The sequence below is a fragment of the Paenibacillus salivarius genome (assembly GCF_051307165.1).
Lineage (GTDB): Bacteria > Bacillota > Bacilli > Paenibacillales > Paenibacillaceae > Fontibacillus.
This window is the reverse complement of sequence record NZ_CP195592.1, coordinates 1,319,680-1,332,656: the sequence shown is the minus strand read 5'-3', so window position 1 is coordinate 1,332,656 and position 12,977 is coordinate 1,319,680. Positions and strand designations below refer to the sequence as shown.

At 54.0% G+C, this 12,977-nt stretch carries 16 protein-coding genes; 2 read left to right on the top strand and 14 right to left on the bottom strand.

Features of this window, described 5'->3' with window-relative positions; all coding sequences use genetic code 11:
- Window positions 1-2 precede the first annotated feature (2 nt).
- From ACSFXJ_RS05885 to ACSFXJ_RS05835, 11 genes are all read right to left on the bottom strand, one after another.
- A complete protein-coding gene (locus ACSFXJ_RS05885) occupies window positions 3-1,253 on the bottom strand; it encodes an MDR family MFS transporter (RefSeq protein WP_435924277.1) in 1,251 nt (416 codons plus the stop codon).
- 1 nt (window position 1,254) lies between these two features.
- Complete coding sequence (locus ACSFXJ_RS05880; protein WP_435924276.1) at window positions 1,255-1,566, bottom strand: YciI family protein; 312 nt, start codon at window positions 1,564-1,566, stop codon at window positions 1,255-1,257.
- Between the two features lie 17 nt (window positions 1,567-1,583).
- Window positions 1,584-2,624, bottom strand: coding sequence for a radical SAM protein (locus ACSFXJ_RS05875; protein ID WP_435924275.1), 1,041 nt, complete (start codon window positions 2,622-2,624; stop codon window positions 1,584-1,586).
- A gap of 10 nt (window positions 2,625-2,634) precedes the next feature.
- Entirely contained in the window at window positions 2,635-3,912 is a 1,278-nt protein-coding gene (locus ACSFXJ_RS05870; protein ID WP_435924274.1) for a M16 family metallopeptidase, read from the bottom strand.
- 14 nt (window positions 3,913-3,926) lie between these two features.
- Complete coding sequence (locus tag ACSFXJ_RS05865) at window positions 3,927-5,180, bottom strand: M16 family metallopeptidase (protein WP_435924273.1); 1,254 nt, start codon at window positions 5,178-5,180, stop codon at window positions 3,927-3,929.
- Window positions 5,181-5,248: 68 nt separating this feature from the next.
- The gene (locus ACSFXJ_RS05860; protein WP_435924272.1) at window positions 5,249-5,392 is read right to left on the bottom strand and encodes a hypothetical protein; all 144 of its coding nucleotides are present in this window, start codon (window positions 5,390-5,392) and stop codon (window positions 5,249-5,251) included.
- Between the two features lie 38 nt (window positions 5,393-5,430).
- Entirely contained in the window at window positions 5,431-5,721 is a 291-nt protein-coding gene (locus ACSFXJ_RS05855; RefSeq protein ID WP_435924271.1) for a hypothetical protein, read from the bottom strand.
- A gap of 12 nt (window positions 5,722-5,733) precedes the next feature.
- A complete protein-coding gene (locus ACSFXJ_RS05850) occupies window positions 5,734-6,771 on the bottom strand; it encodes a radical SAM protein (protein ID WP_435924270.1) in 1,038 nt (345 codons plus the stop codon).
- Window positions 6,772-6,974: 203 nt separating this feature from the next.
- Complete coding sequence (locus ACSFXJ_RS05845; protein ID WP_435924269.1) at window positions 6,975-7,559, bottom strand: LuxR C-terminal-related transcriptional regulator; 585 nt, start codon at window positions 7,557-7,559, stop codon at window positions 6,975-6,977.
- 201 nt (window positions 7,560-7,760) lie between these two features.
- A complete protein-coding gene (locus ACSFXJ_RS05840) occupies window positions 7,761-7,994 on the bottom strand; it encodes a hypothetical protein (RefSeq protein ID WP_435924268.1) in 234 nt (77 codons plus the stop codon).
- Entirely contained in the window at window positions 7,946-8,287 is a 342-nt protein-coding gene (locus ACSFXJ_RS05835) for a sigma-70 family RNA polymerase sigma factor (RefSeq protein WP_435924267.1), read from the bottom strand. The genes ACSFXJ_RS05840 and ACSFXJ_RS05835 overlap by 49 nt, the downstream gene beginning before the upstream one ends.
- 181 nt (window positions 8,288-8,468) lie before the next feature.
- Here ACSFXJ_RS05835 and ACSFXJ_RS05830 point away from each other — a divergent pair, with 181 nt between their 5' ends.
- A complete protein-coding gene (locus ACSFXJ_RS05830) occupies window positions 8,469-8,681 on the top strand; it encodes a hypothetical protein (protein WP_435924266.1) in 213 nt (70 codons plus the stop codon).
- A gap of 105 nt (window positions 8,682-8,786) precedes the next feature.
- On the opposite strand, the gene ACSFXJ_RS05825 is transcribed toward ACSFXJ_RS05830, so the two are convergent.
- The 3 genes from ACSFXJ_RS05825 to ACSFXJ_RS05815 all read right to left on the bottom strand — a co-directional run bounded on the left by ACSFXJ_RS05825 (window position 8,787) and on the right by ACSFXJ_RS05815 (window position 12,178).
- Window positions 8,787-9,782 carry a Gfo/Idh/MocA family protein gene (locus ACSFXJ_RS05825; RefSeq protein ID WP_435924265.1) on the bottom strand — a complete coding sequence of 332 codons (996 nt, stop codon included), beginning with the start codon at window positions 9,780-9,782 and terminating at the stop codon, window positions 8,787-8,789.
- A gap of 97 nt (window positions 9,783-9,879) precedes the next feature.
- The gene (locus tag ACSFXJ_RS05820) at window positions 9,880-10,875 is read right to left on the bottom strand and encodes a Gfo/Idh/MocA family protein (RefSeq protein WP_435924264.1); all 996 of its coding nucleotides are present in this window, start codon (window positions 10,873-10,875) and stop codon (window positions 9,880-9,882) included.
- Between the two features lie 418 nt (window positions 10,876-11,293).
- Complete coding sequence (locus ACSFXJ_RS05815; protein ID WP_435924263.1) at window positions 11,294-12,178, bottom strand: DUF6612 family protein; 885 nt, start codon at window positions 12,176-12,178, stop codon at window positions 11,294-11,296.
- 201 nt (window positions 12,179-12,379) lie between these two features.
- Between ACSFXJ_RS05815 and ACSFXJ_RS05810 the strand changes: the two genes are divergently transcribed.
- Complete coding sequence (locus tag ACSFXJ_RS05810; protein ID WP_435924262.1) at window positions 12,380-12,946, top strand: DUF1273 domain-containing protein; 567 nt, start codon at window positions 12,380-12,382, stop codon at window positions 12,944-12,946.
- Window positions 12,947-12,977 lie beyond the last annotated feature (31 nt).

Sequence of the window (12,977 nt, the reverse complement as noted above, 5' to 3'; positions counted from 1 at the left end):
GGTTACCCTCCCGAGGCTTCGGCCAGGGCGTTGTTTTTGTCCGACAGAAGGCGTTCCTCCCGGTTTCGATAAGACCGGATGAGCCGGAACTGCGCAGGACCGGATAAAAGCAGCAATAAGGCCACCGCCGCAAACATGACCCCTCCGCCGTAAAATTCGAACAACAGCCCGAACAAGACGGGACTAAGCAGCTTCGGAATCTGCATGTACATACCGAAAATCGCGTTGTATTTCCCTCGCATATCGGCTGGCGCGATCACGGAGACGTATTTCTGCAGATGGGTCATGCCGATGATTTCCGCTACCGTGAACACCAGCTCCACCAGAATCAGAACGTAGAAATGTCGCGCAAAACCATAACCGAAGCTGACGACGGCAAACAGAACGTAGCTAAGGAGGATCATCATTTGCGGCGTACGGCGCTCCGTCTTTTTGGCAATCCAGACCATGGCCGCCACGACCACCACCGAATTAATCGTCATTAAAATGGCGAACAGGGAGGAGGCATTGGCAAAATGCGCCTTCAAATGAAGCGGAAACGTCGTTTCGACCTGCGAGTAGAGCACCCCGACCGGCAGCGTGAATAGCGTAAACCAATAAATCAGGCGGTGATTCCGGAACGAAACCCTGGGCGCCGGCGGCTTGCTGTCCGTAGCCTTTTCTTTGGAACGGGAAGGCATCGTTTCGGGGACTTTCCACCAGACGAGGAATGCGAACAACAGAAACGAAGCCGCCGAAACCGAAAACACGGTGCTCTGGTTCATCGTATAAATCAGCAGGCCGAGCAAAGGACCTATCGCTCCGCCCACGTTAATCGCCGTATGGATGAGCGCAAACACCTCGCCTCGCTTTTCCGGAGGAACGACGTCGCCAACCTGCGCGTTGGCGGCCGGAAGAAACATCGGCATGCCCATGCCGTTGATAACGGAAAGGACGGCGAATTCCCACACTTGATCGGTAAAAACAAATCCCAGCATGCAAATTGCCTGAATCATCAGCGCGAACAGCATGACCGGCTTGCGTCCGTACCTGTCGGCGATCCCGCCTCCCCAAAAGCTCAGCACGATCCCGGCAAGCGGCTGAAGCCCCACGATCAGGAGCGGAAGAAGCACGGAGCCGTCCAGCTTGTCCGATAAGTAGAACACGAAAAACGGCCGGAGCATGAAGGTGGTCGTCGCGCATAGCGCGGTGCCGAAAACCCGGATCCAGATGACGGCGTCGTATTGAGATAAGGAAGAAAAGAACCGTTTCATCTTAGCCCATGCCCATATGATTGTTAGACTCGCAAGACAATTCCCACGTCCTAAGCTCGTAAGTCTCCACGCCGGTTTGCACGTAAGGGTCCGATTCGGCAACCGCCTTTGCTTCTTCATAAGAAGCGGCTTTGATAATGACCATTCCGCCGCGGTAATCCGTGAACGGCCCGCACAGGACCAGCTTGCCCTGCCGGTCCAGCTCCTTCAAGTGGCCGACATGGGCCCGGATCAAATCGTCCGTCATTTCCGCACCGGGAACCACGGACAATAGTATGACGTATCGGATATCTTCTTCTCTCGTTATATACATTCGGATCGCTTCCTTTTCTATATTTTTGCGAGGGTCTCGCTGTTTCCCGTATACGCCGCTTCCGCAGGAAGCCAGCAATGCGGATCCTCCGCCAAATGGGTCCGGTAATAACCGTACGCCACGCCGCGGCATCCTCCGCAGCGTTCGCGGATCCTGCAGCTGCCGCACTTGCCTTCCAGGTTGCCGCGGTCCCGCAAATCCTGGATCACTGACGACTCGTCCCAGATTTCCTGAAATCGCTTGTCTTTGACATTGCCGATGCCGACGGGGAGCATGACGCAAGGCGTTACGGTTCCGTCGGGAGCGATATATCCCTGCCCGGTTCCGGCCTGGCACCCGCGAAACGCCTCCTGGCGCGCAAGTGAAGAGTCAACCAAAGCCATTTGCGCCAAATGGCTCGTAAATTTCATGACACCGGCAAATTCCCGCCGTTTGCGGGCCCACATCCGGGCAATCTCTTTCCATTCATCGGCGGAAAGGTCCATCTCCTGGCTGCCCCGGCCCACGGGAACGAACTGGGAGAGGTTGAACAGATGAATGCCTTGGTCGTAAGCATATTGGATCACATCATCCAAATCCTGAAGATTTCCGCGATGCGGCGTAAAACAGACATGCGTTTGCAGTCCCGCCTCCCGGCAGGCGTGCATCGCCGCGGTCGCCCGCTCGAACAATCCCGGCAAGCCCCGTACCCTGTCGTGCACCTCCCCAAGGCCGTCCAGGCTGATTTGGACGCGGTGCAGCCCGAGGCTTTTCAGTTCGCGCGCCCGATCCTTTTGAATCCACCATCCGTTCGTTCCCAGTCCGACCTGCATGTTTCTTTTTACCGCGTGCGAAATCAGCTCGTCGATATCGGGCCGAAGCAGAGCCTCCCCTCCGGATAGAGCGAGATCCACGCATCCCAGCTCCGCAAGCTGGTCGATCAGGTCCAGCGCGGCCGCCGTATCCAGTTCCCCGGGCATGCGGCAGCCCGCACTGGAGGAACAGTGAACGCAGTGGGCATTGCATAAATTGGTGACGGCCCATACCATATGCAGCGGATAACGGAGTATCAGGCTCATGAAACCCCTCCTATTCTTTGAGTGATTTTTGCAAAGTTTGCAAAGACGGTTCTCCGATGACGGCAAAAGGCGCTTCTTTCAACAGCATGCCGGCCAAATTTCCGAGATGTTCATAAGTTAATGCCTCGATTTTGTCCAGAAGCTCCTGCAGCGGGACCATCTCTCTGCCGGGAAGCCAAGCCTGCGTCATGGAGATCATTCTGCTGTCGGTCGTGGAAGCGTCGACGGCGAGCTGGGTTTTCATTTTGTTTTTGGCGCGCCGGAGTTCTGTCGGATCCCCTTTTCCATCCCGCAATCGCCAAAGTTCGTCGGTCACGGTGTCCATGACCGCCGTTTCCCTCCCCTCCGGAAAGGTGCTGTAAATCTTAAGCATCCCTCCCCCGGCATAAGAGGTGTACACCGTATTGGCTTGCTCCGCGATCCGCGACCGGACCAGGGAGGACTCGAACCGGGAGCCCGTCATATTGTCGTCGCCAAGCAGCGTACACAAAAGATGCGCGGCATAATGGTCCGCTCCGTGCAACGGCGGCAAGCGCCAGCCCCAGAGTCCCGTGCCTTTACGAAAGAACGGGGCTTGCAGACGAACGGCTGCCCTCGCTGAAGCGCGGGCTCCCCTCGGACTCGTGAACTCCTTGAAGAGGCTTTCGCAGGGAGCTCCGCCCGGAAGCCAATCTTCCAAACAAGCCAACGCTTCCTGAACCTGCTCCTGTTCAAAGGCTCCCGTCAGAACGAGCAGGACATTGTCCGGCGCATAATGAGTCCGGTGATAATCTCTTAACGCCGAAAGCTGAAGCGCGGCGATTTCCTCCCGGGAACCGATGACGTTTCCGCCCAGTCTCCCGGTGCAGCTAATCCGGTGGAGCTCATGCAGCATGCGGCTTCGCGGCTCGTCCAGCTGGCGGGCGAGCTCCTCCTGGACAATGCTGCGTTCCACCTCGAACTCCGCCTCGTCCAGCCTCGGGTGCCTTACCATATCCGCCAGCACCGGGAAAATTTCTCCGAAATGCTCGGGCAGCGTCCGGGCATAAACGCAAGTGCCTTCCCAAGCGGTGAATGCGTTCATATCGGAGCCGGTTTTCCGCATCCTTTCACGGATCGCTTCTTCCGGATAACGACGGGAGCCCCTGAAGAGCATATGCTCCAGCAAATGGGCGGCTCCCGCCTGGCCGGCCGTTTCGTTCCGGGCACCGCTCATGATGTAAAAACAGACCGAAACCGTAGCCATGGAAGGCATCCGGTGCATCAATACACGAAGCTTGTTCGGCATGGTCACGCAAGATTCCCGCATTTGATCCCCACCTTCTAATGAATTGCTGCCGAATATGCCCGAAGATCGTTCACCGCCAAAGGCCCGATGCAAGCCACGCCCAAAGCACCGGTCAAAGGATAGCGGTCCATCGCCTCCATCACCGAAGCCGCCGTCACCGCTTCAATGGACCGGCGCATGGCGCCGAGGGTAGGCGGATATTTCGGGTACCAGCCCGAGGTGAGCAGCGTATTCATTCGGGCGACCGTACTCTCCGAACGCATCACCATTTGTTTGATCAGCTGATTTTGAGCCGTCCGGACTTCCGCTTCCGTAACCCCCTCCTCGTTCAATCGCCGCAGCTCCATGCGGACCCGCTCCAACGCTTCAAGCGCAAACTCCTTCCTTGAACCGAGCTGTACCGTAATCAGTCCCGTATCCCTGAAAGAGGTCAGGCTGGATCGGATCTGGTAGACGAGACCTCGCCGCTGGCGGATTTCCTCGTAGAGCCGAGACCCGTCGCCGCCGCCAAGAATTTGCGCCAGCACCGCGAAGGGAAAGAACGAAGGGTCTTCATTGGACACCCCGGGCATTCCCAGCGTCATGCAAACTTGGTTCGCTTCACGCTCCCTGGCGATCACGCCCGGATTCCAGACCGGTTTAGGCCCACCGGGAATCGAGGATTCGGTTACGCTCCCCGTCCATCGTTCCCCGCAGCTTTCCAGGATCTCCTCCAATTCATCGACCGGGAAGTTCCCGACAACCGCAAGCACGCAATTGGCGGGACGGTACAACCGCTCATAGACGCGCCTGACGCCCTGCGGATCCAGAAGAGCGTAATCCTCGCTTTGCCCGTACGCGGACCTAGCGACGGGATGATCGCCGGCCATCGCTTGCCGCAGCAAGTCGGCCGTACAGGAAAACGGCTCATTTCCGCGTGCAGCGGCCTGATGAGCCGCGAGCGAGCGGTACGCCGCAAAGGAACGCTCCTGCAAGCCCGGTGCCGATACCGCTTGAAGCAACGTCCGCAGCGTTTGTGCGAAATGAGGGGCGAGCGACGTCACCCAATACCTTGTCCATTCGATGTTGGGCGCGGATTTTTTGTGAACTCCCAGGTCGGCCAATTCGTCGGAAATGCCGTCCCAAATCCAATATTCCAATATTCGCGAGCTGCCCGACTCCCCAGGCTTCTCGAGCCTCGCGCCGGCGCCGGCCAGCAATCCGACCGACACCGTCTCAACGTCCTTCTGCCTCATGGCGATAACGGTTAATCCGTTATCCATCCTGCGCAGGGTAACGTCATTTTCCATCGCAATTGCCCCCTTACAGAACAAGTAGAGAAAAGGACCCTCCTGTGAAGAAAGGTCCCTTCCGCCGGTCAGATTACCCGCCAGGCAATCAGCGACAGCTCGCCCAAATCCACGATATCCATGTAGTCCACTGCCGAAAGCAAATCGCATTCTTTCATTTCGGATAATGAGGCCCGCGCCGTTTCGAGCAGCAGTTCTTTGTTTTGATCCATGATCTCACCTCCTTTCCCGATCATGATGACTTGCGCCTTCAGTTGGAAATCGTGATCAATTTCCGCTGCTCAAGCCGCTCCAAAAGCTTCCACACGGCCATTTTTCCTTCATCGCTGCGCAGGGCCGGAATTTCCTCGGAAGCGATGGACGTCAGCTTGTCCACTTCGCAGGAATATTCGCAAAGCTTCAAAATCGCGTGCGCAACCGGCTGCAGCAAATGAATTTCATCCGTAGCGGGATTGTAGACAATGAACTTCCTGTTCTCCTCCTTGCGGGTCACGATGCCGGGAGCACGGCTTACGACGCTGCTTGCCTGGATTTGGTCCATATACGTTTCCTCCTATACTGTCGCGGCGGTTTCGGGAACGATCCAACAATACGGATCTCCCAGCGCCGGATCTCCATAATAGGCCAGCGAGGCCGAGCGGCAACCGCCGCATACAAATTTGTGCTCGCAGGTCCCGCAATTTCCTTCGGTTTTTGATTCGCGGTCGCGAATGCCTGCAAGCAAAGGCGATTGGTTCCATATTTCCGAAAACGTGCTTTTCCGTAAATTCCCCGCAGCCATCGGCAACGTCACGCATGGCGTCACATTGCCGTCGACGGTAATCCTCGCGGTGACGCGCCCGGCTCCGCAGCCGATATACATGGCGCCTTCCTTCGGCGGCAGCATCAGGGCAACACGGCAGTCATGCCAGTAAATTTTCATTTTCCCGGCATACTCCTCCTGCATGAGAATCCAATCCTCGATCACGCCCTTCAGCTCCTCCGGCGACAAGGCCAGCTCGCGGTCTCCGCGGCCCGTCGGGATGAATTCCGACAAGTTCGCCCCGTTCGCGCCAAGCTCGGCGGCCAGCTTCACCACATTGCGGCCGTCCCGGAAGTTCAGCTTCGTGGGCGTGTAACCGACGGTTACACTAATTCCGTTCCGTACCAGGCAGGATACAGCCTCCACCGCCTTGTTAAACAACCCCGGGACCCCGCGGACCTGCTCATGCACCTCCGCCGTTGCGCCGTCGATGCTGACGCATACGCTCTGAATCCCCGCCTGCTTCAGTTTGTCGCACATCGCATCGTTAATGACCGCTCCATTCGTTCCGACCGACACCATCATGCCGTGTCCGCTCGCCCGCGAAGCGATCTGCATCCAGTCCGGGCGCAGCAGCGCTTCTCCCCCGGATAATCCCAGAATCAGTACGCCGGCATCTGCAAGCTGATCGACGACCGACAGCGCCTCCTCCGTCGAGAACTCCAGCGGATGGGCATGCCCGGCACCGGAATAACAATGCACGCATTTCGCATTGCACCGCAGCGTGATTTCCCAGACCAGGTAGAAAGGGGCTTTAAAGTCCTCTTGAATCGTTGCAAGCACACTCACTAGCAAATCCTCCTTCCGTCTAATGGCTGCTTTATTCCTCCAGCTATTTCAACCGTAGCATGGTCCCGCTCCCCCCTCATCGTACATTTGTAGTAGAGGGACAAAAAAATGCGTGCAAAGCAAAAAGCCCCGCTTTTGCGGGGCTAACTTTTATCGTAATCTTATGTCGTTCCGGGTCATTCATACAAGCCCATCCGGGCCTTTCAACCTTCTCCCTCCAGGGGCATTTTCGCATATTCTCCCATAGCAAGGGATACGGCCTCGGTTCTTTTGTGAACGCCCAATTTGCTTAATATGTTACGGATATGCGTGCGGACCGTGTTGTACGTGATGCTCATCCGGAAGGCGATCTCTTCCGTCGAGTATCCCTGGCACATGAACCTCAAAACCCGCTTCTCGCTCGGGGTCAATCCGAAGGAGCCCTCCATTCCCTTCACCCGTTCGAGCACGACATGAACGACCCTTTCCTCCGATTCCGAGCCCCGGCAAATAAATACGGTTTTGGTTACGGGAATCGCCCGGCCCTGACCCTTCAAATACACCTGGCGCTTTCCTAGATAGCTTCCCATCGTTTTGGCAGCCTGATGAATCGGGCATTCCAGGTCGCAAATGCAGTGGCCGCCGACATCGCAAAACAAAGACAAGTCCCGGCAAGGCTTGCCGATGACCTTCGCCGTTTCGAACCCGGTCAATTGTTCCATCCCGCCGTTCCAGGCGATGATCGTTCCTTTGGCATCGATTTCAAATGCGGAGTTTGGCAACTTTTTTATCCAGGCAACCGAATCCATGAGACACTCCTCCCGGCCGACAGAGTTATCGTCAGTCAACACCACGTTTCGATCCGCTCCGTCCGCATTTTCTTCTGCTAAACGGCTTGTCCCAACCTGCTTTTTTTCATAATAACAAAAATTTACTCATCCAGTAAGAGGTGGAAAAACACACTTTTTGTCGAAACAAGAACCTAAAAAAACCGCCGGATACCGGCGGTTTTATTTGGGCTTATCGCTCCCCTCCCGTTCCTTGATCAGCTCCAGAAACTCCAAAATAATATCGGAAACCGCATCTTCGGTCGGCGAGTGGATATACCTGCTGACACGCAAAATATCTTTTTTGTAAAGCTCAATCAGTTTCAGGGTCGCGTCGGGATCGTTTTGCTTCGCTTTTTGAAGCAGGTTCAGGAACTCATCATCCGGGATAATTCCCGGATCATTTTTCGTTTCCATTTGCTCACCCCTTGCTGGGTCATATTCAATTCCAGGGCAACCTCGCGCTCGGTCTTGTCTTGCAAATAAAGCTTATAAATGATCGTACGTCCTGTACTTGACGGCAGGTCTTCAATCAGTTGACGGATTAACATTTTGTTGTCAGAAGATGAGGTAAAGCTGGATATGGCCGGTTCGAACTCGTTGAATGAACATTCCCGCTTCTTTACGACTTTGGCTTTGTACTGCACCCTCCAGGCGATCCGGTAGACTTCTTTCCGATATTGCTCGTACACGGTTTTTTGTTCCTCCACAATTACCTCCCCCTTCCATACTCATCTTCTATGTATAGGGAAATGCGGAAGGTCGTCTTACAACCATTAATATGCGGCTTAAAAATAATTATAACATTTTTTCTAATAATTGGTTGTTAAGATGGACAGATTTTTTCTCTATATAAGTGAAAGGGAATTTCAGAGAAAGGAGGTCCCGAACATGCAGGTTACGGATATCGTTTCGATGGTCGCCAATGTCGGTTTTCCCGTTACGCTTTGCTTTATTCTGATCAAATACGTACTGCAAACCGTCGGCGAGAAACTCGACCAGATGAATGAAAAGATTCACGAACTGGCCGAGGAAATCAGAAGTCTGGAAGAAAAGAACGAAGCGCTCGGCATGACGGATCAGGCCAGCGTGAAGCGCGCATGAGCTTTCATTTACCCGGCAAAAATAGAGTAAAAAACAAAGGAAGCAGCCCTTTGCATCTTGTATGCAACATCCGGCTGCTTCCTTTGTTTTCCCGTTATTCGGCCCTTATTCGAAAGGATATTTAAGTCCCCATTGACCGCGGATTTCGTCCAGTAGATTCATAATTCCCAGCGATTCCTCCAGCGTGATGGCAGGGCTTTCCTTAAGTCCCTCCAACAAGCAGCGGCCGACTTCTTCGGCCTCGAACGCATAACCGACCGATTGGCGGTCATCGCCGAATCTCACTTCTTCCTCGCCGTTTACGCGAAGTACGGCTTCCGAGGTATTCAGGAACGACGGGATATGAATCATGCCCTTCGTCCCGTGGATGGATGCATCATTCGTCAAATCGAGGCGAACCGCGCCGTTTAATGTTGCCGATCTGCCTTGGCCGTAATCCATCAAAATCGAAAACTGCTCGTCCACGCCGGTTTCGCCGATGTGTGCGGTGCTCATTATTTTTTCCGGCTTCGTTCCGAAAATCATCGATGCGAAGGACACCGGGTAAATTCCCGCATCCAGCAAGGCACCGCCGCCAAGCTGAGGATTCAATAGCCGGCCTTCCGGATTCCAATCGCTGCGGAAGCCGAATTCGGCTTTGAGCAGCTTGACCTCGCCGATTTTGCCCTCCTCAAGCCACTTCCGAACCTGAACGATCGGCGGCAAAAACCGGGTCCACATGGCTTCCATCAGAAACAGATTATTTTGTCTTGCGGACGTAATCAGCTCCTGCAGCTCCTTGCTGTTCACCGTAAACGGCTTCTCGCACAGCACCGCTTTCCCGGCTTTCAAAGCGGTAAGCACATTATCTTTATGATAAGGGTGCGGCGTCGCCACGTAGATCGCATCGATATCCGGATCGTTCACCAGTTCCTCGTAACTGCCGTAGGCGCGGGGCAACCCGAATTTCTCCGCAAACGCCTTGGCGCTGCCCTCGGTCCGCGAGCCTGCGGCCAAACCTTCACCGTTGCCCACATATGCAAGATCTCCGGCAAATTTCTCCGCGATCCAGCCCGTCCCCATGATGCCCCACTTGATTTTTTTGACTTCTGATCCTCCCATGATCGTTCGTCCTCCCGACAAAATGAGTTTTCCAATCCGACGTACATTAATTTGATTTTACCAAAAGACGGGAGGCAAACACCAATTTTTCGCAGAATTATTCAAAAGGGTACCTTAGCCCCCATTGCGTCCGCATCGTATCCATTTGCTCCAACACCCGCAAAGACTCCGAAAGAGGCATGATATCGCTCCCCGACCGGCCTTCAAGCAGTCTTCTCCCGACCTCCTCGGCCTCGTATTCGTACCCTTTGCCCCGGCGCCCGTCGGTAAACGCCTCCGCTTCTTTTCCGTCGATGAACAGTTTTGCGGCAGGCGCTTTATTGATCGACGGAAGCGAAATGTAACCCTTGGTTCCGTAAATGACCGCTTCATTTCTCAGCTGCATCGTGATTGAAGCGTGAAGCGATGCCGTTTGCCCGGAATCGAAGGTCAGCAAGGCCGAAAACTGCTCATCCACGCCGGATTCCCCGATCCGGGCCGTGCTTCGGATTTCGCGGGGGGAGGAACCGTACACCAGAGCGGCCAGCGTTAGCGGATAAACGCCAACATCAAGCAGCGCTCCGCCGGCAAGCTCCGGGTTCAGCAGCCTGCCTTCCGGCCTCGCATCCGCGCGAATGCCGAATTCCGCCTGGACCAGGCGGACATCGCCGATCCTCCCCGATTCGATCCACTCCAATGCCTTACGCACCGGTGGCAAAAACCGGGTCCACAGCGCTTCCATGACAAATAAACCGCGCTCTTGCGCAGCGGAAATCAATGCGTTCAGCTCCCGGCAATTCACGGCCGCCGGTTTTTCCACCAGCACGGCCTTCCCCGCCCGTAAGCTGAGCAGCGCATTTTCCAAATGATAACGATGCGGTGTGGCGACATAGATGACGTCGATTTCGGGATCGTTCGCAAGCTCCGTATAACTCCCGTAAGCCTTAGGAATCCGATAGCGCTCGGCAAAGCGTTCCGCATTCCCCAACTGACGCGATCCTACCGCAAAAGCGATCCCGTTCTCCGTATGTGCAAGATCAGCCGTAAATTGCCGGGCAATCGTCCCTGTCCCCATAATCCCCCATTTCACGGTGCGGCCATCCTTGATATTCATGAACCATGCCTCCTTTGCCACATTCCTTGTACCTGACATTCATTTACCCTTTTCGGGTTCGGCTGAATTTTTTAAAAAAAGTTCAAAAAAATGTTTGATTTTTGACACAAAATGTTCAATAATTAATACAGACACAAATTGTTCACAAATTTACGCTGCGAAACAAAGGAGCTGACTACGATGTGGGAACCTGGAAGCAGTAAAGCAAAAAGCGGAATGTTCGGTTGGATCGTCGGGCTCGGCGTATTCTACGCCGTCTTCTATACCGTATTTACTTTGTTCACCATTCACGGCTAATTTATTTGTAATCGTTGTCATCGTTGAAAAGAATTTAGCCTGCGGCTGATGCCGCAGGCTTTTTGCGCAAAAAAACGGCCGAACCGCCGTCGCCGGGGTTCAGCCATAGGATGTGACGATATTATTGTACCGATTGAGCGTTGTCGATGGCTTCTTGCGGCACCTCGATCGAAGTGATTTCATCGTATTTCGAGAACGTGCTGCTCATTTTCATGTCCAGGGAAACCTTTTGTCCTTCCACTTCCATATCCATCACCATTTGAACATCGGTTTTGTTCGGCAGGAACGTATCCTTGTTTACCGAATAGGAAATTTTGATGTTTTTCAGGTCCATCTGGTCAAGCATAGCCGCAGACTGCTCGTTTTGGCCGCCGGACTGGCTCATCAGCGACTTTGCCAGGTCCTTCACGCCGTCGCCGGAGAGATCGGCCGTCATCAGGTATTCGTCGCCTTCCTGAGTGATTTTGGCTTCGCTGGCGATCGACTTGAATTGCTCCAGCTGCGCTTCCGGACTCGCCGATTGCTCTGCTGTTTGCATAAGCTGGTCATGCATTTCGTTAGGCAGCTTCATCCATGTATCGTTTTGTTTCGAATAGATGCCATCCTTGGTAATGTACTGCTCAACGTTTTGCTTTCCGAGCTCGCCCAAATCCATTTCAATATTTTGATACATGGCCAGCGGTTCTTTCACATAATCGCTAGTCCCTTTAATTACGGATTTCTGTTCCTGTGTTTGTCCGTCCATGGTTACCACGATATTTTGGGTCGTATCCAGCCCCATCGAGAAGCTTTTAATCTTGCCGCTGGCTTCCGACACTTTCGTGATGAATTCATCGACGCTAGGAACCGTTTCGGACGACTTATTCCCCTCTGCGTTCGCGGTTTGGATTACCGCTTCTTTTCCGGTATTGCTGTTTGCTCCCCCGCTTGCTTCCTTGTCACTGCTGCATGCCGTCATGCCTAGTACCAGGATTGCCCCCAATAGGGCTGCTGTCCATTTCTTCAAAAGAATATCCTCCTAAATATGTAGTCCCATTGATATTACCCAAAGTCATCCCTAGGTTAACAGGGAGTAAGGTCTTAATTAGGAAACATTTGGGGGTCTAAAATTTTGGTATGATAGACCTATTGCGTTTTTGCGATTCTACAATTCATGTTGTTCCGAGATATAATTGTAGAAATGACCAAGCCGAAAGGAAGACCTCTTTTGAAAAATTTGCTCGTTACCGGTTACCGTGCGCACGAACTTGGCATATACAACAATAAGCATCAAGGCATTCCTTATATTCGTCAGGCTATCGCGGCCAGGCTCATTTCTTTCATCGAGGAAGGACTGGAATGGGTCATCACGCCAGGCCAATACGGAGTCGACCTATGGGCTTGCGAAGCGGCTCTTGGACTGAAGGAAACCTATCCCTGGCTGAAGTGCTCGATCATCACCGCGTTCAGCCATCCCGAGGAGCAGTGGAACGAAGAAAAGCAAAATTATTACCGGGATCTGATCGGGCGCATCGATTACTACGGGTCCGTCAGCAAGGAGGGTTATCAGGGCAGATGGCAGTTTCAAGCAAGGGATGAGCTTTTGCTTCGCAAAACGGATGGCATCCTGCTCGTATATGATGAGGACAGCGGCGAAGCCAGCCCGAAGTATATCAGGCAGCGCGCTCTGAAAAAACAAGCCGAGGAAGGGTACGGTTACTTTCAAATCGGTCCTGAAGACATCCAGGCGATCGCCGACGAAGAGCGTCTTAATGACGACTTCCCTCTAGAATAATCATAAAACCGAAGGTCGCGCAAACGTTTGT